Origin of the sequence: Burkholderia sp. 22088 (genome assembly GCF_052045915.1) — a bacterium.
Taxonomy (GTDB): Bacteria; Pseudomonadota; Gammaproteobacteria; order Burkholderiales; family Burkholderiaceae; genus Burkholderia; species Burkholderia cepacia.
The window spans coordinates 79,093-102,596 of the sequence record NZ_JBQEPY010000011.1 but is presented as its reverse complement, the minus strand read 5'-3'; the positions used below and the strand labels follow the sequence as shown (position 1 = coordinate 102,596).

Sequence of the window (23,504 nt, the reverse complement as noted above, 5' to 3'; positions counted from 1 at the left end):
TATATGAGTGTATCAACGAGCCTGCAACGGCACTTTCTGAATGCGCGATCCGACTTTTCGATGGGGCAGTCGATCCTGCAGGTCGACAAGATGGTCGAGCGCGCAAAAGAGCTGGGCTACGCCTCGCTCGCGCTGGTCGACACCATGACCGTTTCCAACATGGTCACCTTCGCCGGTAAGGCGCAGAAAGCGGGCATCAAGCCGATCATCGGCTGCACGCTGCGTGTCTACGAGGATCCGACCTATCGCAAACCCGCAAAGTCGAGCGGCGAGGCAGAGAAGCCGAACCCTTTCTTCATGGTGAAAGCCTACGTGAAGAACGACAACGGCATGCGCAGCCTCATGAAGCTGCTGTCGAAGGCCAACAGCGCGGAATACTTCTACTACCACTCGCGTATCGGCCTGCAGGAGCTCTACGATCTCGAGGACTGCATCATTTCGACCGGCGACTTCTACGGGCTGTTCCACTACCCGAAATACGAGGAAGTGCTGGTCGACCTGTTTCAACGCATGCCGGTGTTTGCGGAACTCGTTCCGCTCAACACGCCGCTGTATCGCACGATCAACCAGCGTGCGACGGAAATGCTCGACAAGCACGGGATGAACGCGATCCTGTCTTGGCCTGCGCTCTACCCGAGCGAGGAGCACGCCGACACGCTCGACGTGATGCGAGTCGTCATCGAGGCGCGCGACGTCAAGATGGGAGATCGCCGCGCCATGCGGCCGCACGCCCGTGACTTCTGCATGAAGCCGATGACGGATATCGTGATCGCCGCGCGCGAGCTGAATCTCCCGGTGATGCACGCGATGAAGGGCAACCAGGCGCTCGCCGATGCCTGCACATACGAGTTCAAGAAGCTGGATCCGTGTCTGCCCAAGATGGCCGACGACGAGTTCAAGGCGCTGATGGAAGCATGCGCGATTGGCTGGCGACAGCGATTTTCTGCACCGGTGCTGGGTCACAAGCCCGACGCCTCCGAACTGCCGGCATACAAACAGCGTCTCGCGTATGAGCTGGACACCCTGCGTAAGTTGGGCTTCTCCGGCTACTTCCTACTCACGCAGCATATCGTTCAGTGGGCGAAGCAGGCCGGCATCATCGTTGGGCCGGGCCGCGGTTCGGTAGGTGGCTCGCTCGTCGCGTATCTGATGGGTATCACCGACGTTGACCCGATTCGGTTCGATCTGCTGTTCGAACGCTTCATCAACCCGGAGCGTCTCGACCTGCCCGATGCCGACCTGGACTTCATGTCGAAGCGCCGCCACGAGGTGATCGAATACATCGTAGATCACTTCGGGCGCGAGAACGTCGCGGGCATTTCCAACTACAACACGTTGGGCGCGGCGTCGTCGCTACGTGATTGCGGGCGTGTCCATGATTTGTCGCCGTTCGACTATGCCTGCTCGAAGCAGATGGAAAGCACGCACGGTGTCTCCGCATCGCTCGAAGAATCGGCCGCAGTGGTTCCCGAAATCGACAAGTTCCGAACCAAGTTCCCCGAGGTCTGGAAGCACGCCGTGAACCTCGAGGGAGCTGCGCGCGGCCTCGGTCAGCACGCAGCGGGCGTCGTCGTTGCCGGCGAGCCGATCGTGAACCGCGCGGTCGTCGAAACCCGCACGGGCGGCCCGGTGTGCAATTGGGACAAGCGATCGGTCGAGGATTGGGGGTTGATCAAAATGGACATCTTGGGTTTGACGAACCTCGACGTCCTGAAGCTCGCGTCCGACTACATCAAGGAGCGTCACGGCAAGGCCATTGACCTGCTGAAGCTGTCGCTCGACGACGCCAAGGTTATGAAGGCGTTCGGGCAGGGCGACACGACTGGCGTGTTCCAGTTCGAATCGCCCGGTATGCGTCGCATTCTGCGCGAAATGGCACTCGCCGGCGACGTCACGTTCGATGACTTGGTCGCAGCAGTCGCGCTGTATCGTCCGGGTCCGCTCGATGCCGGCCTGTGCGACGACTATATCGCCATCAAGCAGGGGAAGAAGCATCCGTATTACGAGCATCCGAACATGGCGCCCGCGCTGAAGGACACGTTCGGCGTGATCGTGTATCAGGAACAGGTGATGCAGGTCGCCCGCGACGTTGCCGGCTTCACGCTTGCCCAAGCAGACCACCTGCGGAAAGCAATGGGCAAGAAGGACAAGGAGAAGATGGCCGAAATGCGCGAGAAGTTCGTGTCGGGCTGCGTCTCCGTGTCCGGCATGGACGAGCGCGCCGCAGGAATGCTCTGGGACAAAATCGAGGTCTTCGCCGGCTATGCCTTCAACAAATCGCACTCCGTAGAGTATGCGGTGATCTCGTTCTGGACGATGTGGCTCAAGGTCTACTTCCCGGCGGAGTTCTTCGCCGCGTCGCTGACGGAGCTCGACAAGGAAGAAAAGCGCGAGTTGCTGGTGACCGAGGCCCGCCGGATGAACATTCACGTCCTGCCGCCGGATATCAATCATTCGAGCGCGCGTGTCGAAATCGTCGGAGAAGACAAGCTGTATGCGCCGTTTCAGGCGCTCAAGGGCATGTCGGAGAATGCAGCAGGCTATGTCGTCGACGCGCGCGCGAAGTGGGGGCGGCCGTTCGAGAACCGCACCGACTTTGATGCGGCGCTGAAGTCTGCCGGCTATACCGGCCGACACATCAACTCCGCGGTGAAGGAGAAGCTCGTGCGCATTGGTGCGTTCGCTGAGTGCGAAGGCGATCGTGTGACGGCGATGCACCCTGACCGCCAGAAAGACCGCATCGAGCTCTTGCCGGGCTTCGCGGTCGAGACGGTGAAAGCTGACCGTGCGCTGAACGCCGAGAAGCTCGCCCTGCTGCAAATCGTGCGACTCGCTGAGGAAACGCGCACCTGTGACAAATGCTCGTTGTCGGGCGGCTGTCACCCGATGCCGCGCGTGGGCAAGACGCCGAAGTTCATGGTGGTCGCCGACAACCCGAACTGGCAGGAGGAAAAGGCAGGCAAGCTGCTCGAGGGCGACAACGCAGCCATGCTCATCAACGCGCTGAAGGAAGCGGGACTGTCGCCGCAGGACGGCTACTTCACGGCGCTGGTGAAGAGTGGCAAGCCGAAGGATCAGAAGACGCTCAAGAACGAGCAGATCAACGCCTGCAGTGAATTCCTGCAGCGTGAGCTCGACATCCTGAAACCCCCCGTTATCGTGACGCTCGGGAGCAATTCAGCGCGATTCTTCGCGCCGAGCGTGAAGGGGGCAACCGCGGAGCTCGCAGGGAAGGTCGTGTATGACCCGAAGCGCGATGCGTCGATCGTGTTCGGCATCAACCCGGCACAGATCTATCACGATCCGGGCAAGTATTCCGTATTGCAGACCGTGGCGGCGAAAACCGCCGAACTTATCTCGTAACAGAAGGAACGATCATGACTCAGACCGCCGCAATGACCGTCAATCAGATGGCACAGATGGTGGGCAATATCGACAAGCCGGCCGTCGAAGGCGCTGTCGAACAACTGGCGCCGGCTGCGCCCGTGCCGACAGACCAACCGAACGAGCATGGATTGCGCGTGTTCGTCGATGCGACGCAGCTCAAGAAGGACCTCCAAGTCAATCCGAACGACCTGGACGACGCCGTCGTCAGCCAGGCGCCGATGTTCGTGCACTACGCACAGCAGGCAGCATTGGCGCGGCGGCAGTGGGAGAAATGTAAGCTGGCCGCTGACGTGATGGAGTCGACGCTCGATTCCGCGTGGCGCAAGAAGTTCGTTCTGGACGGACAGAAGGCGACCGAGAAGATGGTCGAGAACGCGGTGAAGTCCGATCCGCGCATGATCGCGGCCCAAACCAAGGTGATCGAGGCTCGCGCGCTCTACGACATCGCGAACGATGCTCGCGAAGCCTACATGCAGCGCAAGGACATGATCGTGCAGGTGTCGGTGGACCGCCGGCGCGAGCGCGAGGGCCAGTTGCGGATCATGCAGGCGCGTGAAGCTGACAACGCGACGACCAGCGCCCGCGACCGCGCGCTCGCCGCCGAGCAGGCACGGATGCAGCAAGCATCCTAACGGATGTCTTAGCTTTGATCTAAAAAATAAGTCATCATTTACTATAATAACGACGTGAGACGGGCAGATTAGCAGTCCGCCCGTCAATCAATCCGTTCATAACTTCCGACTTAACTGTCACTGAAACTGTTCAAGGAAACTCACATGAGCACCGCAGCACTGATGGAACTCCTCCAAAAGCGTAAGGCCGAGACGGGTGGTCAAAAGACCATCAAGCCGAAGGCCGGTCGCAACCGTTACCGCATCCTGCCCGGTTGGCGCGGCAACGGTGATCCGCTCTTCTATCACGACTTCGGCCAGCACTTCATCAAGGATGCTGCGGGTCAGGTGAAGGCGGTTTACATCTGCACGGATCGCACGTTCGGTCGCCCGTGCGAGGTGTGCGACGCAGTCGCGACCGCGATGGCGTCGACGACGGACGATGTGACGAAGAAGCGCGTCGAGGAATCGAAGGCAAGCGGCCGCGTGCTGCTGAACGTCCTCGAGCTCGACGGCACGAACGCCGGCGTGCCGCAGATCCTCGAAATCCCGCCGACTGTGTTCAACGGCAACAAGGGCGTGGGCGGCATCATCAGCCTGTTCGACGAGTGGCCGAACCTGCTGGATCCGAACACGGGCTGCGACATCATCATCGAGAAGTCGGGCGCCGGTAAGGACACCCGCTACGGTGTGCAGGTCGCGGGCGGCTCGAAGCCGGTCCCGGCAGAAGCGCTGACGAAGCTGAACAACCTGGACGACTTCGTGAAGCAGGAAAGCGAAGCGGCCGCACAGCGCGCGCTGACGCAGGTTCGTGCGATTGCTGGTCTGCCGGCTCCGACGGGTGCGGCGCTGGGCTACTCGCCGGCCGCTATCGCAGCGAACCCGTATGCGGCCCAACCGGCGCCGGCAGCGTGGGAAGTCGACGAGACGCAGCTCATCGGCGGTGTGGGCGCGGCAGCAGCTCAACCGGTGGTCGCAGCTGCAGTCGCACAACCGGCGGTTGCGGTCGAGGCGGCACCGGTCGTTCAGCCTGCGGTTGCCCAACCGGCTGTCGCTGCTGTTGCACAGCCGGCCGTCGCAGCCGCAGTGGTTCAGCCGGCAGTCGCCCAACCGGCAGTAGCAGCTGCTGCTGCGGTGGCACCGGCTGTTGCGGGCGCTTCGACGGGCGATGCCGAGCTGGACGCACTTCTCGCCGGCCTGCAGTAAGCGGCAGGTAGGTCGAAACTTGCGGCGGGTCACAAGCCCGCCGCTTTTTCATTCAGGGGTGAGAAGTGGCGAACACTGTTCTTATCGACGCCAACTCGATCGGTCGTGCCGCGCATGCAGCTACCAAACTGACGGTCGGGCGGTTCCAGACCCAGGCGATCTACAACTTCCTACGCACGATGTCAGCTGTCGGGCGCGAATACGCGGGCTGGAACTTGCTGGTCTTGTGGGACGGGCGTGCCGACCATCGATACGCGATCTATCCCGATTACAAGGGCAAGCGCAAGGATGCCCTTGCCGATCCCGAAAAAGCAGCTGACCGCGCTGCCTACGAAGCGCAAGTCCCGTTCATTAAGAAGTCGCTGGAGTATCTGGCGGTTCCCCAAATGACGAATTCAGCGCTTGAGGCCGACGACTTGGCGGGCTACTTCGTTCCGCGACTGACCGCGAACGGGTATGTCCAGCTTCTCACGGGCGATTCGGATTGGCTTCAACTGGTGAACGAGCGCTGCGCATGGTTCGACCCGCGCAACGACGGGAAGCGCGTGACGCACCTGGACTTCTTCGAGAAAACCGGGTTCTTCAGCCCGCGCGAATACCTCGAAGGGAAGGCGCTGATCGGGGACACCTCCGACAGCATCACGCCGGCGGGCGGCATCGGTGAGAAGGGCGCACCGGAGTTCATGGCTCAGTTCCGATCGATGGCCGAATTCTGGCGCCAGTGCGATGAGGGCGAGTTCGTTCCGCGCCTGAAGGCTCACAAGCGGCTCTGGCAGGGCACTTGCCCTTACACGAAGGAAGAGTGGGACGCGCAGTTTCAGGTCGATCCGGAATGGGACGAGAAGGCACTGAACCGGGCGCAGAAGAAGCATGCGGACGCCTGGCCCGGCCAAGCTCGGGCCAACTGGATTCGGAATATGCGTCTCATGAACCTCCTTGAGCAGCCGCATCCCGATCCTACGAAGACAACGATCACGCAGGGCGCGCTGAATGAAGAAGCGTTCCAAGCCCTGTGCGACAGGTTGGTGTTCGCGTCGATTCGACGTGAATACGGGCATTTCATCGAACCGTTCCGCGAACGCTGGGCGGCACGACAGCAGCGGGCGGCGTAAAGGGGTTTCGACAGTGGAAGAGATTGTGATTCGAAAAGATGTTCCGATGCCGCCGCGAAAGGTGGTGTGGTCGAACTACCTGAAGCAGCTCGACGTGGGGCATTCGTTCCTGATACCCGACGACGTTGACTTCGAGAGGGCGAGCAGCGCGATCCGCGTAGCGGCACATCGCCTTGGTATCCGGGTGTCAATCCGAAAAGACGAAGAAGGCCGCACCGGAGTGTGGCGTGTTAAAGACGACAGCAAGGAGTAAGACATGAGTTTGGCAGACGATCTGGCGAAGGCAATTCTGGGCGCGGTTGGCGAGAACGACGAGGAACTGGAGGTTCCCGGCTACATCGACACCGGCTATGAGCCGCTGAACGAGATCCTCTCGGGTAATCCGAAGGACGGCGGTATTCCGATGGGTCGCATCATCGAAATTTTCGGGCCGTCGAGCTCGGGCAAGACCTGGCTCGCCACCCAGATCATGCGCCGCTCGCAGGAAATGGGCGGCGTCGCGCTGTTCATGGATCACGAGCTCACGTTCCAGGTTCCGTTTGCGGTGCGCAGCGGCCTGAACGATCAGTTCCCGTTCTTCATCTACAAGCGTCCGGATACGTGGGAAGCGTCGAATACGATGGCGCTGCAAGCTGCTGAAGCGATCCGCAAGAGCAAGAAGCTCGACCCGCTCGCGCCGATCGTGGTTGTGTTCGATTCGGTCGCCGCGATGATCCCACAGTCCGTGTTCGAGAAGGGCATCACGGACTACAACATGAACGACACGACTGCGCTCGCCCGCGTGTCGTCCACGACGCTGAAGGCGATCAACCAGCAGGCGGCGAAGATGAACATCACGATCATCTACCTGAACCAAATCCGCACGACGCCGGGTGTGGTGTATGGCGACCCGACGCGCACGCCGGGTGGTTCGGCGTTCGAGTTCTACGCGACGCACCGCCTCGCGCTCGGGAAGAAGTTCATCTATCAAAAGGTGGGCGGCAAGAACGAGATCGTCGGACAGCTGATGGGCATCGAAACCAAGAAGAACAAGCTGGCGCGTCCGCGTCAGGAGGTCGATCTTCGCCTACAGTTCGAGGATGACGGCATGACGACGGTGAATCTGACGCTCTCCCTGATCGAGCACGCAATCGCGGTCGGTAAGCTCAAGAAGCTCACCACCGGTCGTGTCGAATGGGTCAACGGCAATAGCTACCCGCCGAAGCAGCTCGCCGAAATTATCGATACGAGCGGCATGAAGCCGGTTCTGCTGCACATGCTGTATCCGAGCCACTACCCGGCGCCGGCCGCAGCACCGGCGGTTCCTGCTCCGGCAGCAGCGTAAAGCGCGGAGCGCCTCACTACATTCAAGGTATCTCGAACCTGAATGAGTGAGGCGCTATGAACCACCACGTAATCGAATTTGCGCCGCCGGCCGAAGGGCTCGACGGCGTTTTGCCGTTCAACACCTTCCGCATCGGCAAGGTGTGGGCGGCGCGCGTGAAGGACGGCGACACCGTTTACCTGATGGACAAAAAGAAGATGCTGATCTTCGGAAGCGCCATAGTCGGCGCCGTCTTCACGGGCAAGCTGCGCGAGCTCGCTGAGACGCACGCGGTATTCAACCACAACCAGATCGACAACCCCGACGTGGAGAGCGCACCCGCGCGTCTGATCGCGAACATGCAGAAGCGCTACGGGCCGCACATCGCCCACGACAATAAGCTCACCACCGTCATTTACCTGAGACGAATCGCTGATGAAACCGAATATTCCGATCACCCTTCCCGATGGCTGGACTGCTGAGCCTTACGGCACTGATGACGCGATCATTCTTGTCGCGCCGGACCGTGCCGGCTATGTCACCGTGTCCGAAAAGCGTCGCAACTATATTCTCGGGATGGGCCTGCCGCGCCGCAGTGCGCTCGGCCCTGTCGCTTACGGTGGTCGCGGCTGGAGGCAGAAGCTGTTCACCACGGCAGTCGAGGCTCTGAAGCGAGGGCTCCAGAGCGCTGGCGAGAATGACGAAACGCGCCGAGCGCTGTATGGCGGGTGAAACGAGGGTCAAGGACTACGCGCCGTCGCCCTGCGGCACGTATCAGGCCGCCAAGGTGAAAAAGGGCAGGGCGCTCTTCGGCGAGATCCGCAAGTATCCGAACGGGATGACGATCTATTGGGCATTCCGTAAGCCCGACGAGGTCTTCCTCGAGCTCGACGCGTGGGCGATCGACACCGAAACGATTCGTGTCATCAAGTCGAAGGGCTGCACGCACGTCGGCGTCCTCGTCACGAACGGGGATCGATATCTGACCACCATCGAGCGCATCACCGACAAAGACGCGGGCGCTGTCGTTCTCAACTACAGCAACCACGTAGGGCGACAAGGCAAGGTCGGCGCGCGGCAGTGGTATTTGCCGCGCTCTCAGTTCGTCCAATCACTCGCGCCGGCGGAGGCAACGATCGACCTAATGCGGATTCGCGGGCGACGGTAGGTAAGTCGCCAGTGATCTATTTGATACAATTCAACATTGTCAATCAACACAAGGGAACGCGAATGGTTTTAGCGTCCGCACTTTTGTGCCTGGCACTCAATGTGTATTACGAGAGCCGCTCTGAACCCATCCTGGGCCAATACGCCGTTGCTGCGGTCACAATGAACCGCGCAGATGGCGACAAGAGCAAGGTATGTGAAGTCGTCACGAAGCCGCACCAGTTCAGCTGGACCACGCGCCGTGTTCGTCGCAAGGGCGATAGCTATACGCTGGTCAGGTCGGCTGCTCCGAAGGATGAGGAGGCTTGGGAAGTCGCGAAGAAGATTGCGTGGCAGACCCTGCACGGTCACAAGATCGACGTCACGCATGGCGCCACCTATTACCACGCGAACTATGTGCGCCCGGCTTGGAGGAAGGAGTTCAAGCGCTCAGCTGTCATCGGAAAGCATATTTTTTATACTCAAACATAAGTCAGTAGTGACTATAATAAATTCGCAGCACCCGTTTTCAACCTACCAACACACCAGGAACACCATGAAGGCAACTTCGTTTCTCTCCTTTCTCTTCTGCATCGTGATGCTGCTCGCGTTTCCGTTTGCTCCGCTGAGCGGGGCACATCAGGCAAGCGCCGAGAGCTTCGCCGCGTATCTCTGCGGCTGCGTCGCGGTTCTGTCGATCGTCCGCATGTTCGCCCGCGGTGGCGTCAAGGCCATCGAAGTTCCCGCGCCGGGCTTCCGCAGATATCTGTCGGTCCTGTATCGAATGCTCGATGCGGTGCTGTTCCTGACGCTCGCCTACCACGGTCACTTCGTCGTCGCCTCGCTCGTCGGGATCGTCTTGACGATGCAGTTGAGTGCGCTGTCCGTTGTGATCGGTATCGAGACGGACATCAAGGAATCGTTCCGAAAGGGCATTCCGGAATTCAAGGGCGTGCAGGGTGAATCCGGCCTGACCGTGACCGGCCGGAACCCGATTACCGGTGCGGATACGCGCATTTCGACGGTGAATCCGGGTTCGATACCGCAAGCCCAGCCGGCATAAGCCAGCACGACTGAGAACCGGGGCCGAGCGCCCCGGTTTTGTATCCGCGTATCGAAATTCAGAATGCCCGCATGGGCGCAATCAACGAGGTAAAAATGAAGCCATACGGCGTCATCAGCGACACACACAACCACAACTGGAACGCCTTCTCGCACGTCGGCGGGGATCTGGTGAACAACCGCCTGAAGATGATCCTGGACGACACCGAGCGCTGCGCCCGTGAAGTGGCTGCTGCGGGCGGTGACACGGTCTACCACGGGGGCGATCTGTTCCACGTTCGCGGCTCGATCGAGCCGAGCGTGCTGAACCCGACGCGCGATCGCTACGAACACATTTACAAGACATACGGCGTGAAGTTCCGTCTGCTGCCGGGGAATCACGATCTCGAGCATCGCCATTCGAACAAGGTTGGCAACGCCGTTGAAGCGATGCGGTGCGGGTGGATCGACGTCGAGGACGACTGGTTCGAATACGCCGAGAACCGTGTGGTCATGGTGCCCTGGATCGAGCGGGTCGAAGATCTGAAGGAGAAACTGACTGGTATCGCGGAAGTCATGGGCGACAACGGCACCATCGACAGCTACGACCTCATCATCCACGCGCCGATTGACGGCGTCATCGTGGGGCTGCCGGATCACGGGCTGACGGGCGAATGGCTCGCGGATTTGGGATTCAAGCGCGTGTTCTCCGGCCACTATCACAACCACAAGGAAATCGTTCCGGGCAAAGTCTGGTCGATCGGCGCGTTGACGCACCAGACATGGGGCGACGTCGGCTCGAAGGCTGGCTTCCTCGTCGTGACCGAAAACGAGGTGAAGTGGCACAGCACCAATGCACCGGAGTTCGTCGACATCGAAGCGGGTATGGACCCGGTCGAAGTGCAGCTGCGGTGCGACGGCAATTACGTCCGCGTGAAAGTCGTCGACGCGAAGCCGTCCGAGGTGTCGGCGATTCGCGATGCGCTCATGAAAGCGGGCGCGCTGGGTGTGCAGGTCAACGTCGTGAAATCGGCCAGCACGACTCGCGCTACGGCAAGCACGGTGAAAGCAGGTGCGTCGGTCGAGGTGTCGGTGACGAGCTACATCAAGGGCGGCAGCTTCGAACACGCCGATCTGGTGGCTCAGGAAGCAATCAAGGTTCTGGCGGAGGCTCTCTAAATGGATTTTCTGAAACTGCGTGCGGTCAACTTCCTGACGCTGGGCGACACGGGCGACATGCCGCTCAAGGACCGCGGCCTGATCGCGATCATGGGGGAGAACAAGGACGACTCGTCGGCGAAATCGAACGGTTCCGGCAAGTCCTCGATCGCTGACGCATTGTGCTGGGCACTCTTCGGGTCGACGGCCCGTGGCGAGTCGGGTGACTCGATCATCAACCGGAAGGCGAAGAAGAACACCTACGCCGCGGTGACCGTGCAGGATGGCGAGTCGATCTACGAGATCCGTCGCCACCGCAAGGACAAGCAGTTCAAGAACGGGACGACGATCACGGTCTGGAACCCGGCCGATCACTACTTCAACAGCGGCGCAGGCGAGCGAATCGAGAAGGGCACCGAGAAGGAGATTCAGGCTCAGATCAACGAGATCGTCGGCTGCACCTACGAGGTGTTCAAGGCGGCGATCTACGCGGGGCAGGAAGACATGCCCGACCTGCCGAAGATGACCGACAAGCCGCTCAAGATGCTGATCGAGAAGGCGGCCGGCATCGAGCGTCTCGAGAAAGCCTACGAGATTGCGGGCAAGAAGCGTGACGCCGCTGTGGCGGCCGTCGAGTCGTCGAAGAAGCAGATCGAGAACGCCGAAGTCCACATCGTCAACTGGAAGGTGTCGCTTCAGCAGGCGGAACAGCAGCACGCTCAGTTCGAGGCGGCGCGACCGGACGCGCAGAAGGGGTGGATCGAGCGTCAAGAGGCGATCGCAGATGCGATGCGCAAGAACTTCACGACCTATCAGAACATGAAGGAGCCGGAGCTGATCGCGGAGCGTGATTCGCTTCAGGCGCAGTTGGTCGACCACAACAAGCTCCTGCAGCAGCGCGACGCGCTGATCCGCGACGAGAACAACGCGCGATCCGAGCTGCGTGTGGCGCAGGCGGAGCTGGGCACGATGCGGAACAAGGTGGTCACGCTGACCGATGCGATCAAGAATGCGCCGGAAGCGATGTCGAAACCGTGTGGGGAGTGCGGCAAGCCTCACACGCCGGACGAGCTGGACACCTTCATCACGCACCAAAAGACGAAGGCTGCCGAGGTTGCGACGGAATACCAGGCGAAGCGCGCTGAGGTCGATGCGCTGGAAGCAAAGGTCACGGCGGCCAGCAAAGCGGTGACGGACTTTGCAGCGACGATTCCGGACGTGTCCGCGGTATCGGCGCGCGTCGCGGACCTCAATTCGCACATCAGCTCGGCGCAACACCTGAAGAGTGTCCTGCAGCAACAGAAGACCGAGCACGACCGTTGCGCGACCCATGCTGCGGCTGCGCTGACGGCAGTCAATCCCCACCAGTCGGCCCTCGACATGGGCAAGCAGCAGATCGAAGCGCTCGAGAAGCAGGTGGCAGATGTCAAGGCGGCGCAGGCCCCGCTTCTGCAGGCGGCCGAGGTCGCGGAGAGCGTCGTGAAGGTGTTCGGGCCGGCGGGCGTGCGCGCTCAGATCCTCGATACGGTGACGCCGTTCCTGAACGACCGCACGTCCGATTACCTGTCGGCTCTGTCGGACGGGAACATCAGCGCGGTCTGGTCGACGCTCGCGAGCACGACGAAGGGGGAGGCCCGCGAGAAGTTCCACATCGATGTGGAGAATGCAGAGGGAGCGGACAACTTCGGCGGGCTGTCGGGCGGTGAGAAGCGCAAGGTTCGACTTGCGACCATGCTCGCGCTGCAAGACCTCGTGGCATCCCGCGCTGCCAAGCCCATTTCCCTGTGGGTTGGTGACGAAATCGACGACGCGCTCGACAACTCGGGCCTTGAGCGGCTCATGACGGTCCTGGAGCAGAAGGCACGCGAGAAGGGCACGGTCCTCATCATCAGTCACGAGTCGTTGTCGGACTGGTGCGACCAGACCGCGACCGTGACGAAGAGTGGCGGCGTATCGACGGTGTCGGGGGCACTGTGCCATCACCCATAAGCAGCGAGCTAAGGGAGCTCATACAGTCTGCAAAGCCATTCGACGCGTCGATGAAGTTCATGCCAACCCCATTCAGCACGTCGATGACGACCGCAGCAACCCCAGCCGCAAAGGCACCCACACTCGACGGGATCGTCGCAGCAATGGAGAAGCTGAAAGCCACCATGCCCAGCGGCGTCCGGTTAGCAGCGCAGGAGAAGCAACAGATGGAAGACAAGCAAGCTCAAGCGGCCCAGCTGGCTGCAATGCTCGGTGACAAATCGAGAACGGTCCTTCAGCCGGTAGACGGCTTCGCGCTGTCCGGGCCGGCGACGCTGACGATCAAGACGCGTCAGGGGCAATACAAGAAGAAGGCGTTCATCGGCGACGAGGCGTTCTCGTTCTCGTCCGCCTATGCAGGTAAGCGGGGCGAGGTGATCGGTGTATTCAAGTCCCGCGTGCCGGTCGACTGGTCGTTTATGGAAATGCCGCTCAACGACGCGTGCGACAAGCTGAAGGGCTTCAAGGGATTCGCCGACTCGTGTGCCGGCGGCAGCATCGGCGAGGCAATCGAGAACATGGACGCAGCGGTCGTGGCCGCGAAGGCAGCTGAGCACAGTGCTCAGATGGCTGACCCTGCGTTCGCAAGCTGGTAACCCACTGAGAAGGAAAAACCATGAGCAGCATCATCAAAGTGGCGGGTCTGGATCCGTCGATGAGCAACTTCGGGATCGCACTCGCGGACCTGGACATCGACAACATGGAACTCAAGCTCACTGACTTGATCCTGATCGAAACTGAGCCCGATGCGACCAAGCAGGTCAAGAAGGTGTCCGACGACCTGCGGCGCGCCTATGAGGTGCGTGAGGGCATGCTGAAAGCCCTGCAAGGGCGCGCGCATGTCGCGTTCTCTGAAATCCCGCTGGGAAACGCTGCCAAATACAACAACGCGATCTTTGGCGCCGGCTTTGTCATCGGCACCCTCGCGGGCTGTCCGATCCCGATCATCGAGGTCTTCCCGATGGATGTGAAGATGGCCGCGGTGGGGCACCGCCAGGCTGCGAAGGAGGAAATGATCGAGTGGGCGGTCACGAAGTATCCGACCGCACCCTGGAAGACTCGCACCTTGCGAGGTAAGCCCGTGCTCACGAAGAGCAACGAGCACCTGGCGGATGCGGTTGCCGCGATTCACGCGGGCATCGAGACGCGGGACTTCGAACAGATGATCGCGATGCGTCGGTCACTACTTGCTGCTTAGAGCAAGTCGTGGCCGTCCGCGAACTGGTCGTTATCCTCATCATCGCCAGGCCCAAGGCCGAGCAGGTCGATCATCGGATCAATAAGTCCGGGGTCGACCTGCGACAGGTGGAGGGAGAACAGACGCATATAGAATGAATTGACATCGCTGTCCGTAATGATCCATCCAACTTGATTGTTACCTAGCGCTGTCTCAAAAAGCCTCTCTACCTCTTTGGCCTTGAAACTATCTTGGAACTCCTTCAATGCGGCAATTGCTGCGTGTGTAGTGGCGAACGAACCGCTCTCTTCAAGTGCTTGAATAGCTTGTTCCTTTTCGATTTCTTGTTCGGGTGTCAGCGGAGCATAGCTCGGCTCGAAGAACGTGGTGACATCGGTCGTCGTTCCTTCAGTATTCTGCTGAGAATCCGGCGCCGCCACTTCAACGTTGGCTACTGCTTTTGCGGGCTCTTCAGGAATTACCTCGGCCACTGGTTTGGCCGGCTCCGGTTCCGCCACAGTTTGCTCATTCTCCATAACGACTTCTGGCGCAGCTGGCTTCGCCAAGGTCTTGTTGTAGTGGGCCAGTAGGCTTTTCACACTGTCGAAGACATAGAGATTTGCGCCGTCCTTTTTGTCGAACCATTCGGTTTTCAGGAACGAGTTCGGATAGGGCATGCCGCGCTCGTCCTTGCCGTCAAGCGCGGAGACGTAATCCCCATCTTTCGTTACGACATAGAGATCCACCGCGGGAACGTTCGCGAGCAGCATTTCCCAATTGTATTGATCGCCGAAGCTACCCGGTTTGCCAGGGGGATTGCCCCGTTCCGCGCGCAGCTTTCCTTTCGCAAAAATCTCGTCGTCATGCTCATAGATTTTGCCTGCACCAAACAGAAAATCCAGTGTGATGTCGACGTCCAGCTGAAACGTTCGTGCCTTTGCAGTCGCTTCTGCGATGAGGTGATCCCGAGCCGTTTTTGCTTTTGCGGCGGCTTCCAGATATGCCTGCGCCATCTGCAGGGTATGCATATGTCGAGGAATGTCAGCCAATGCCGTCTTCGCGAAGTCCTTCGCGGCAATGCTCAACTTTGCCTCTCGATTCCGCCGCCACTCGTCGACGACCTGATCCGGAAGATGCAGGACAATCTCTTCTTTCTGCAATAGCCCATAGAGAGTGTCGAACACGGCAATGTCGTCTTTGGTGTAGTGGTAAAGATTCAGGTAGACGTTCGTGTCAATGAAGATATGGGTCGCCATCGCCGTAATTTGATATGTATATGGGCGTCATATTGCCACGACTTATGCGAGTGGGAGCAAAAGGTGCGCGGGCCTGACTATACTGAACATTGAGCGTCGATCAGGGCGCTTTTTCTTCGCTCTAGAGATAAAGTAAGCAATGACTTATACTTGGAGCCCACCTCACCACCCGACGAATACAGCATGCAAGAAGTCGTAAAGCGCGACGGCTCCCGTGAGCCCCTTCAGATCGAGAAGATCCAGAAAGCAACTGCTTGGGCCTGCACCGGCCTGAACGTCTCCCAGTCGGAGCTGGAAACGAGCATCGGCCAGATGTTCTTCGATGGTATCTCGACCGCCGAAATCCACCGCGCGACGATCCTCGCCGCGGCTGGCCTCATCAGCATGGACACCCCGGACTACACCTTCGTCGCGGCCCGCCTGCTGAAGCAGCAAATCTTCAAGGAATCGCACAACTCGATCCACTATCCGTATCTGTTCGACTACCTGCAAGCCGCGGTAAAGGCTCAGAAGCTCACCCCGCAGCTGATCGACGGCCGCTTTGACATCGAAGCGCTCGACGCGGCAATCCGCCCGGAGCGCGATGACCTCTTCGACTATCTGGGCCTGCAGACCCTTGCGGATCGTTACTTCATTCGTGAGACGCCGGACGGCCGCATTCTCGAAATGCCGCAGCACTTCTGGATGCGCGTCGCGATGGGCCTTGCGCTGCGCGAAGACAACCCGACCGAGCGTGCGATCGAGTTCTACGGGGTGCTGTCGCAGTTCTACTTTGTGTCCTCGACGCCGACGCTGTTCAACTCGGCCACGCTGCATCAGCAAATGTCGTCCTGTTACGGCAACAAGGTGGGCGACTCGATCGTCGCCGATGACGGCGAGCACGAATACAACTCGATCTATGGCGCGATCACGGAATGCGCACTGTTGTCGAAGTATGCCGGCGGCATCGGCACCGACTGGACGCCGGTTCGTGGCGCCGGCGCGCACATCAAGGGCACGAACGGCAAGAGCTCGGGTGTCGTTCCGTATCTGAAGGTCTACAACGACACTGCGGTCGCCGTGAATCAGGGCGGTAAGCGCAAGGGCAGCTTCGCGCCGTATCTGGAAACCTGGCACCCGGACCTGCCGAAGTTCCTGCTGCTGCGCAAGAACACCGGCGATGAGCATGAGCGCGCGCACGACATTTTCCCGGCGAACTGGATCCCTGACCTGTTCATGGAGCGAGTCGAAGCCCGTGGCGTGTGGCGCTTCTTCGATCCGTCGCAGCACCCGGAATTGCATGAACTCCACGGCGGCGCGTTCAAGGCACGCTACGAAGAGCTTGAGGCGGCCGGCGCATACGTGGGCGAGGTCGAAGCGATCAAGCTCTGGCGTGACATGCTGACGGCGCTGTTTGAGACGGGCAACCCGTGGATGACGTGGAAGGACGAGTGCAACCGCCGGAACCCGCAGTCGCATGTCGGCGTCGTCCACAACTCGAACCTCTGCACCGAGATCGTCCTGAACAACTCGGAAGACGAGACGTTCGTTTGCAACCTCGGCTCGGTCAACGTCGGCCGTGTCAACCCGTTCGACCACCCGCACCTGTTCCAGCTTGTCGTCAAGATCGGCATGCGGATGCTCGACAACGTGATCGACATCAATTTCTATCCGAGCGATCGCGCGAAGAAGGCGAACATGCGGCACCGGCCGGTCGGTCTGGGTCTTATGGGACTGTCCGACCTGATGGCGCAGAAGGGCGTTGATTGGGAGTCGGAGGCGTGCCTGCAGTTGAACGACGAACTGCTGGAGCGTCTGTCGTATGAGGCAATCAGTGCTTCGTGCGATCTGGCTGTCGAGCGCGGTGCATATAGCACGTTCGAGGGCTCGAAGTGGTCGCATGGCATCTTGCCGATCGATACCGCCCGCGATCATTCGATGACGATGCGGGCCGAATGGGCGCATCTGCGCCAGCGCATCATGGCCCGCGGGATGCGCAACAGCAACACGATGGCTATCGCGCCGACGGCAACGATCAGCAACATCGTGGGCGCGTCGCCCTGTATCGAGCCGAACTTCGAGCGCTTCTCGTCCAAGAAGAATATGGGCGGCAAGTTCCTTGTGATCGCGCCGTCTCTGCGTTACGCGGACACGATCAAGACCGCGTTCGAAATCGACCCGATCTGGATCGTCAAGGCCGCGGCGCGCCGTCAGAAGTGGATTGACCAAGCGCAGTCCACGAACATCTGGATCAAGGCCGGCACGAAGGGCAAGGATCTGTCGGCACTCTACATGCTCGCGTGGAAGCTGGGTCTGAAGACGACCTACTACCTCCGCACGCAGAGTGCGGAGCAGGCGACGAAGGTTGAAGCGCCGGCTGAAGCGCCTTCTCAGGACATGATGGAAGCGGAAGTGGGTGCCGGGCTCTGCTCGGTGACGAACCCCGACTGCACGTCCTGCCAGTAACCCAGAAGGGCCGGGCAACCGGCCCTGTTCGACTCCCAAAGTGAACATGAGCAACCACGCACAAATCATCAACGATCGCCGACTGGCGTTCGGTCCCCGCAGTGACCTGATGGCGATCTCGCCCGCAAAGCACAAGTGGGCGCGCGACCTCTGGCGGAAGATGAAAGCCAACAATTGGGATTTGCACGAAACCGACCTCACCGATGACGGCCCGTGCTATCGCAATCGACTGACCGAGGGCGAGCGGTTCGCTTACGACAGCGCGTTGTCGTTTGCGTCGAACCTCGACGGCATTCAGCTGCACAACCTCGCGAACATCGAGGCGTGCATCACCAGCCCGGAAGTCGAAATGTGCATCAAGCGCCAGATGTATGAGGAAGCACTGCATGTCGACGCCTACAGCGAAATGGTGGAGACGGTGTCGGCTGACCCGATGTCGGTCTACATGCGCTTCGAACGTGACGGGATGTTGGCAGCCAAGAACGAGCACATTCTGCGTCAGGCCCGCATCCTCGCCGGCGGGAAGACGCCCGCGCAGTTCGCACGATCGATCGTCGCCAACGTCGCGCTCGAGGGCATTTACTTCTACAGCGCGTTCCTCGTCTTCTACGCACTCGCACGCAACGGGAAGATGATCGGCTCGGCCGACAGCGTGAAGCTGATTCACCGCGACGAGCGCACGCATCTGGACCTGTTCGCGAAGATGCACGAAACGATGCGCCAGGAGAGCCCGGAGCTCTACGACACGCAGTTCTACCGCGATGCCGAGCTGCTGCTGCGCGACGCAGTGGAGCTCGAATCGAAGTGGGGCGCCTACATCACGAGCAAAGGCGTGCTGGGCCTCACCGCGCCGATCGTGGCCGGCTTTCTTCAGGACCGCGCGAATGAGTGCGCGAAGCTCATCGGCATGCCGGAACTGTATCCGGGCGTGAAAACGCCGGTGCCGTGGTTCGTGCCGTTTTCCCAAGGTGAGGAGGTCAACTTCTTCGAGGGAAAGGTTGCCGACTACGCGGTCGGCACGCTCACGGATTGGGACTAAATCCGTCTTTTTGTCGCTTAAACTAAGTAAGTAATGACTATACTTGGTTGTGTAACGCCCCGCCGATGCAGCGGGTTTCGCCGCCGATAGTCGGTCCATCGACGCGAATTGAGAATCAAGGTCGGGCGATATGCCCGACCAAACCTGAAGTCATTGAAACCGTTTCGATATCGAGTAGCGCACCGGCGCCTGTCTCCGGTAGCGGCCTCAATGCCTTCACCACACAGGAGAAACACATGCCGAAGGGGCGAATCACCGTCACGTTCGACTACGACATCCACCCGGAGCACTACGACGGGTGCAACACGCCGCAAGAAATGGTCGCGATGGACGCTGCCGGCTACGACCAGCAGCCGGACATGCTTCTCGAGGCGATCGCATCGTCGAGCTACGCGGTCACCGGCACGGTCGTCGAAGAGTAAGGAGGGGCGAATGATCGAATTGAACGGAAAGGGCTGCCGCGTGCGCGTGATCGCGGACAGCGTCGCGAATATGATGAACAACCGCTCGCGCATCACTACGCTGGAGCTGCGCTACTGGCGGGCTATTCACGCCGAGTTCATGACACATCGCGTGTTCAGCCGCAACGCCGGCTCTTCCCGCGCCATCCCGGTCGCGAAGATCATCGAGCAGGTGCGCAACGATCCTGCCGGCCCGATTCATTGGGGAGCGAACCAGCGCGGCATGCAGGCCGGCGCCGAAATCGACTCGCCGGTTCTGGTTGGCGTATACGACGAATTCGACAACCCGTCCGACGAGCCGCTGTTTCGCTTCGGCACGGCCGAAGTCTCCCCGCAGGAAGCGTGGCGTCTTGCCGCTCTCGACGCTGCGGCAAACGCGGAAGCCTTCGCGAAGGCGGGCTATCACAAGCAGCTGGTGAACCGCCTGCTCGAGCCGTTCCAATACATCAACGTGCTGGTCACCGCGACCGACTGGCACAACTTCTTCGAGCTGCGCGACCACGCGGACGCACAACCGGAGATTCAAGACCTCGCTCGCACGATGAAGGCGGCGATGGATCAGTCGGCCCCCATCGTTCGCTCGGGCAATGCGGGCGATCCCGAAGCGTGGCACCTGCCGTATGTGCTCGATTCGGAGCGTGAACTGATCCGACTCGACGTGCTGAAGAAAATCTCGACCGCGCGCTGCGCCCGCGTGTCCTACGAGCCGTTCGACGGCAACGCAGCACTCGAGAAGGAGCTGGAGCGCTACGACCTGCTCGTCGGCAGCAAGCCGCTGCATGCGAGTCCGACCGAGCACCAGGCGCACCCGATGGCAAATGGCTCCGATCGCAACCGCAACTTCCGGGGCTGGAAGCAGTATCGGGAAGACGTCGAGGTTCGTATCGCCCGCGAATCGGCGCAAGCATTGGCACGCAAGGCATGAGCAACTTCCTGGAGTGGATCAAAGGCGCGCGGTGGCGAATGTCGCTGTCGCACTGCTTCGAGGGGCTGCTGATCCAGGCCCCGGTCACGCTGCTGGCCGGCAACGAATGGTTCGGTGCGCTCGGCGTGGTCATCTGGTATTGGTCGCGCAAGAAGCTGGAAGCTGAGACTCGCATTGAGAAGGACGGACAGACCCATGTCGATACGTGGGCGGCCGGCTGGTTCCCGTGGCAGTGGGATGCCTACATGCTCCTCGACGTCGTGCTGCCCGCGGTGACTTCCTTCCTGATCGCTTACCTGATAGCGATCTGGGCCTGACTACAAACAAGTAACACCTTTCTCTGACACAAGGAGCAACACATGGACAACACGACCTACCGTAGCCGCGTTCTCGAAACCGAATCGAAGCCGCGCTCGCTCAACTTCGGCCCGGCAACGCTGCTGGTTGCCCTGAACATGGCCGTCGCGGCGACGATGGTGCTGGATCAGGTCAAGCGCGCGATCTACTACGGCAAGGAAATGGACCCGAACAAGACGCTCGATTCGCTCGGAGTCATGCAGAGCGCGGGGGAGTCGCTGAAATTCACGATCGGCACCGGCCGCTACCGCGACCCGATGGATGTCCACTTCTTCATGGACAAGCTGCCGAAGGATGTCGTCCAGCAGATCAACCCGCAAAACGTCGACATGCGCCTGCTGCACGCGGCGCTGGGCAGCTTCACCGAGTCGGGCGAACTGATCGAAGCGCTGCTGCCGACGCTGCTGGGCAAGCCGGTCGACCGCGTGAACGTCGCGGAAGAGCTGGGTGACGCGAACTGGTATGGCGAAATCGCGCTCGACGCGCTCGGCTTGACCCGCGAGGAGGTCAACGCGGCGAACATCAAGAAGCTGCAGGACAAGAAGGTGGGCCGCTACAAGGCTGGCAGGTTCCTCTCGGACGACGCGGTGAACCGCGACACGGGCGCCGAACGCGCGGTGCTGGAGGCAGCGGTTGCATGAAACGTAAGGCCCTGTTCGACATAGTTTTCTATGTCGTCATGGTCATCGCGCTCCTGGTCGCTATCGCGGCTGGGAGCGTTTTTGTTCGTGTCGTCGCGAAGTGGTGGCAAACCGACTTCCCGACCAACGGCACCTACACCGTGACGATCCAGCACTACAGCACCAACAAGGAGGTGGAATGATCAGTTTGCTCGGCGCGCAACGAACCGGAAAGACCACGCTGGCAAAAGCCTATGCGGACGTGGCCGGTATCAAGTTCGTGCCCACCAGTGCCTCGGCGACGTTCGAGCGACTCGGTTACAGCCCGAAAGCCGATTATCCGTTCGAGACGAGGCTCATGATCCAGCGGGAGATCCTGCGCGACGTGAACCGCCTCTACGAGCGCAGCGGCGTGAAGTTCATCACCGACCGCTCGCCCATCGACCTGCTGGGCTACACGCTCGCCGACGTGCAGCGCAACAACGTTCCCTACGAGCTCGCTGCGGAGGTCGAGCGGTATGCAACCGACTGCTACGAGTGCGCCAACCGACACTTCACTGCGCTGATTCTGGTGCAGCCGGGCATCCGACCGGTTGAAGCGGATGGGAAGGCGCCCGCCAACCCGTCCTACATGGAGCACCTGAACGCACTGATGCTCGGCCTGATGACCGACGATCGGCTACAGACCGACCACTTCCTGATCCCGCGCCGCTACACGAGCGTGGAGAAGCGGATCGAGGCGATCACGTATGCGCTCGGGAAGTCGACGGAGCGGCACCAGGCGAAGATGGATTCGATGCTGGATCGGGGGATGATGATTCACTAGAAAGTAAGTAAATAGTGATCGAAATCCGAGAGGTGAACACTATACTTCACTGCATAGAGGTTCACTTCTCAATCAACCAATTTTGGGGATCGCAATGTCGACCAACGTCAAGCTGAGCAACCACGTCCGTGATCAGATCATTTCGAATGCAATGAAGGGCGCTTTCGAGAAAGAGAAGAAGGCGGTGGCGAAGCAACTTCAGGATCTCGCGATGGCGTGCTACCGCTCGCAAGTGAGCGCGGAAGAAGAGGCAGCGGCACGCCGCGCCCCGGAAGAGTTCCTCACGCTGTCGAACACGATCACGCTGGCTTTCCGTGACGAGAATGGTAGCCGCACTGCCTACTATAGCAGCGTCGACCTGCCGAAAATCGTTCCGTTCAAGCGCGGTGGCGGCACCTATCTGACTATCTCGGACAAGAAGCTCAACGCGAAGAAGGACGCCTACGAGAAGGCACATGCTGAACTCGAAGAGAAATTCGACGAGCTCCGGAATTCGATCCGCGGGATGGTCTACTCCGCAACCACGGTCAAGAAGCTGCTTGATATCTGGCCGGAGTCGGTGAACTTCCTGCCGGCAAACTTGGAGAAGCCTGCACCGGCTCTCCCGGCGGTAATCGCCACCGACCTGAACAACGCGCTGAAGAAAGCCGGTGTGCGGGTAGGCGTCATCAAGCGGGCTGCACAACCGAAGGGCGGCCTCGTTGCCGTTGCGGCATGAGCGCGCCGGGTGGGTTTCCGACGATCCGCGACGAGCTCGAGCGAAAGGTCACTGACGAGGTTGAACGCCTGGTCTTGGCCGTGCAGCAGGGCAAGCTGAGCGCGTATGGCTACCAGATGGCGTTGGACGGCCTCTGGGGTGGCGTCGCCGGCATCGTCAGCAAGGATTCGATGGAGCTGCTGACGGCCGCGAAGCAAAGCTACCAAGGCGAACATGTGCTGGTGCGTGTCTTCAAGCGTGGCGAGACTGTCGTCAAGCTGACTTGGGCTTTCGGGGCGACGTTCTTCACGATCACCGGCGCAACGCGCTCGCAACAACAGCGGAGCGCAGCGGACGGCATGGCAAGCACCTCGATGCGCGAGTTCTCTGCCTTTGCTGCCGGGATGCTGAAACAGGGATGGGAGGCGGTGTGATCGAAATCAACGAGGCTCCGGTAGTGGCCAACTACCGTCCGGCATTCGAATTCCGCAGCAATGATTGCCTCAACGAGGCAATCCTGACGGTTACGGACAGCGGCGAGTTCAAGTGGCACAAGGATGCTGGCCGGCTGATCGACGAGGCGGAGTTCGGTCAGAGCCAGTGCGTGCGACACGTTCTCAAGCGCCTTTGGGCATACGAGAAGGGGGCGCAATCCAGCTAACTTTCGGGGTTTTTCTGTAACGATATGAATAAGTCATCAACGACTTAT

The 23,504-nt window shown here is 60.4% G+C and carries 27 protein-coding genes; 26 read left to right on the top strand and 1 reads right to left on the bottom strand.

The genetic code is table 11. The annotated features are described in order from the left end of the window. Positions 1-3: 3 nt before the first annotated feature. The 15 genes from dnaE to ACTJLD_RS21730 all read left to right on the top strand — a co-directional run bounded on the left by dnaE (position 4) and on the right by ACTJLD_RS21730 (position 14,190). A complete protein-coding gene (dnaE, locus tag ACTJLD_RS21800; protein ID WP_440659634.1) occupies positions 4-3,363 on the top strand; it encodes a DNA polymerase III subunit alpha in 3,360 nt (1,119 codons plus the stop codon). Positions 3,364-3,377: 14 nt separating this feature from the next. Beyond that, positions 3,378-4,019 carry a hypothetical protein gene (locus tag ACTJLD_RS21795; protein ID WP_440659633.1) on the top strand — a complete coding sequence of 214 codons (642 nt, stop codon included), beginning with the start codon at positions 3,378-3,380 and terminating at the stop codon, positions 4,017-4,019. A 144-nt stretch (positions 4,020-4,163) separates the two neighbouring features. Then, on the top strand, positions 4,164-5,204 hold the full coding sequence (locus ACTJLD_RS21790; RefSeq protein WP_440659632.1) for a hypothetical protein: 1,041 nt from the start codon (positions 4,164-4,166) through the stop codon (positions 5,202-5,204). A gap of 65 nt (positions 5,205-5,269) precedes the next feature. Then, positions 5,270-6,316: a hypothetical protein gene (locus tag ACTJLD_RS21785; RefSeq protein WP_440659631.1), complete on the top strand. Its 1,047-nt coding sequence runs from the start codon at positions 5,270-5,272 to the stop codon at positions 6,314-6,316. 13 nt (positions 6,317-6,329) lie between these two features. After that, positions 6,330-6,569: a hypothetical protein gene (locus ACTJLD_RS21780; protein ID WP_440659630.1), complete on the top strand. Its 240-nt coding sequence runs from the start codon at positions 6,330-6,332 to the stop codon at positions 6,567-6,569. A gap of 3 nt (positions 6,570-6,572) precedes the next feature. Further along, on the top strand, positions 6,573-7,640 hold the full coding sequence (locus ACTJLD_RS21775) for a hypothetical protein (RefSeq protein ID WP_440659629.1): 1,068 nt from the start codon (positions 6,573-6,575) through the stop codon (positions 7,638-7,640). Between the two features lie 56 nt (positions 7,641-7,696). Beyond that, positions 7,697-8,101 (top strand): hypothetical protein, encoded by a 405-nt coding sequence (locus ACTJLD_RS21770; protein ID WP_440659628.1) that lies wholly within the window; start codon positions 7,697-7,699, stop codon positions 8,099-8,101. Further along, complete coding sequence (locus ACTJLD_RS21765; protein WP_440659627.1) at positions 8,055-8,351, top strand: hypothetical protein; 297 nt, start codon at positions 8,055-8,057, stop codon at positions 8,349-8,351. Before ACTJLD_RS21770 ends, ACTJLD_RS21765 begins: the two co-directional genes overlap by 47 nt. Further along, positions 8,317-8,787, top strand: a complete 471-nt coding sequence (locus ACTJLD_RS21760) for a hypothetical protein (protein WP_440659626.1) — start codon at positions 8,317-8,319, stop codon at positions 8,785-8,787. The genes ACTJLD_RS21765 and ACTJLD_RS21760 overlap by 35 nt, the downstream gene beginning before the upstream one ends. Before the next feature lie 62 nt (positions 8,788-8,849). Beyond that, a complete protein-coding gene (locus ACTJLD_RS21755) occupies positions 8,850-9,257 on the top strand; it encodes a cell wall hydrolase (protein WP_440659625.1) in 408 nt (135 codons plus the stop codon). 106 nt (positions 9,258-9,363) lie between these two features. Then, on the top strand, positions 9,364-9,828 hold the full coding sequence (locus ACTJLD_RS21750; protein ID WP_440659624.1) for a hypothetical protein: 465 nt from the start codon (positions 9,364-9,366) through the stop codon (positions 9,826-9,828). Positions 9,829-9,899: 71 nt separating this feature from the next. Then, positions 9,900-10,985: a metallophosphoesterase gene (locus ACTJLD_RS21745; RefSeq protein ID WP_440659623.1), complete on the top strand. Its 1,086-nt coding sequence runs from the start codon at positions 9,900-9,902 to the stop codon at positions 10,983-10,985. After that, the gene (locus ACTJLD_RS21740) at positions 10,986-12,953 is read left to right on the top strand and encodes an AAA family ATPase (RefSeq protein WP_440659622.1); all 1,968 of its coding nucleotides are present in this window, start codon (positions 10,986-10,988) and stop codon (positions 12,951-12,953) included. Between the two features lie 143 nt (positions 12,954-13,096). Next, entirely contained in the window at positions 13,097-13,588 is a 492-nt protein-coding gene (locus ACTJLD_RS21735) for a hypothetical protein (RefSeq protein ID WP_440659621.1), read from the top strand. 20 nt (positions 13,589-13,608) lie between these two features. Further along, on the top strand, positions 13,609-14,190 hold the full coding sequence (locus ACTJLD_RS21730; RefSeq protein ID WP_440659620.1) for a hypothetical protein: 582 nt from the start codon (positions 13,609-13,611) through the stop codon (positions 14,188-14,190). On the opposite strand, the gene ACTJLD_RS21725 is transcribed toward ACTJLD_RS21730, so the two are convergent. Continuing rightward, positions 14,187-15,425 carry a PIN domain-containing protein gene (locus tag ACTJLD_RS21725; RefSeq protein ID WP_440659619.1) on the bottom strand — a complete coding sequence of 413 codons (1,239 nt, stop codon included), beginning with the start codon at positions 15,423-15,425 and terminating at the stop codon, positions 14,187-14,189. The two genes, ACTJLD_RS21730 and ACTJLD_RS21725, sit on opposite strands and share 4 nt — an antisense overlap. 150 nt (positions 15,426-15,575) lie before the next feature. On the opposite strand from ACTJLD_RS21725, the gene ACTJLD_RS21720 reads away from it, so the two are divergent. The 11 genes from ACTJLD_RS21720 (at position 15,576) to ACTJLD_RS21670 (ending at position 23,456) form a co-directional block, all read left to right on the top strand. Further along, positions 15,576-17,870: a ribonucleoside-diphosphate reductase subunit alpha gene (locus tag ACTJLD_RS21720; protein ID WP_440659618.1), complete on the top strand. Its 2,295-nt coding sequence runs from the start codon at positions 15,576-15,578 to the stop codon at positions 17,868-17,870. Between the two features lie 46 nt (positions 17,871-17,916). Then, positions 17,917-18,909 carry a ribonucleotide-diphosphate reductase subunit beta gene (locus ACTJLD_RS21715; RefSeq protein WP_440659617.1) on the top strand — a complete coding sequence of 331 codons (993 nt, stop codon included), beginning with the start codon at positions 17,917-17,919 and terminating at the stop codon, positions 18,907-18,909. A 236-nt stretch (positions 18,910-19,145) separates the two neighbouring features. Next, entirely contained in the window at positions 19,146-19,331 is a 186-nt protein-coding gene (locus ACTJLD_RS21710; RefSeq protein ID WP_440659616.1) for a hypothetical protein, read from the top strand. A 10-nt stretch (positions 19,332-19,341) separates the two neighbouring features. Then, complete coding sequence (locus tag ACTJLD_RS21705; protein ID WP_440659615.1) at positions 19,342-20,295, top strand: FAD-dependent thymidylate synthase; 954 nt, start codon at positions 19,342-19,344, stop codon at positions 20,293-20,295. Next, a complete protein-coding gene (locus ACTJLD_RS21700) occupies positions 20,292-20,612 on the top strand; it encodes a hypothetical protein (protein ID WP_440659614.1) in 321 nt (106 codons plus the stop codon). Before ACTJLD_RS21705 ends, ACTJLD_RS21700 begins: the two co-directional genes overlap by 4 nt. Positions 20,613-20,654: 42 nt before the next feature. Beyond that, entirely contained in the window at positions 20,655-21,293 is a 639-nt protein-coding gene (locus ACTJLD_RS21695) for a hypothetical protein (protein WP_440659613.1), read from the top strand. Then, positions 21,290-21,475 carry a hypothetical protein gene (locus tag ACTJLD_RS21690; protein ID WP_440659612.1) on the top strand — a complete coding sequence of 62 codons (186 nt, stop codon included), beginning with the start codon at positions 21,290-21,292 and terminating at the stop codon, positions 21,473-21,475. The genes ACTJLD_RS21695 and ACTJLD_RS21690 overlap by 4 nt, the downstream gene beginning before the upstream one ends. Further along, positions 21,472-22,098 carry an AAA family ATPase gene (locus tag ACTJLD_RS21685; protein WP_440659611.1) on the top strand — a complete coding sequence of 209 codons (627 nt, stop codon included), beginning with the start codon at positions 21,472-21,474 and terminating at the stop codon, positions 22,096-22,098. The genes ACTJLD_RS21690 and ACTJLD_RS21685 overlap by 4 nt, the downstream gene beginning before the upstream one ends. Positions 22,099-22,192: 94 nt before the next feature. Further along, positions 22,193-22,816 carry an Nmad5 family putative nucleotide modification protein gene (locus ACTJLD_RS21680; protein WP_440659610.1) on the top strand — a complete coding sequence of 208 codons (624 nt, stop codon included), beginning with the start codon at positions 22,193-22,195 and terminating at the stop codon, positions 22,814-22,816. After that, a complete protein-coding gene (locus tag ACTJLD_RS21675; RefSeq protein WP_440659609.1) occupies positions 22,813-23,229 on the top strand; it encodes a hypothetical protein in 417 nt (138 codons plus the stop codon). Before ACTJLD_RS21680 ends, ACTJLD_RS21675 begins: the two co-directional genes overlap by 4 nt. Continuing rightward, a complete protein-coding gene (locus ACTJLD_RS21670; protein ID WP_440659608.1) occupies positions 23,226-23,456 on the top strand; it encodes a hypothetical protein in 231 nt (76 codons plus the stop codon). The genes ACTJLD_RS21675 and ACTJLD_RS21670 overlap by 4 nt, the downstream gene beginning before the upstream one ends. The last annotated feature ends 48 nt before the right edge of the window (positions 23,457-23,504 follow it).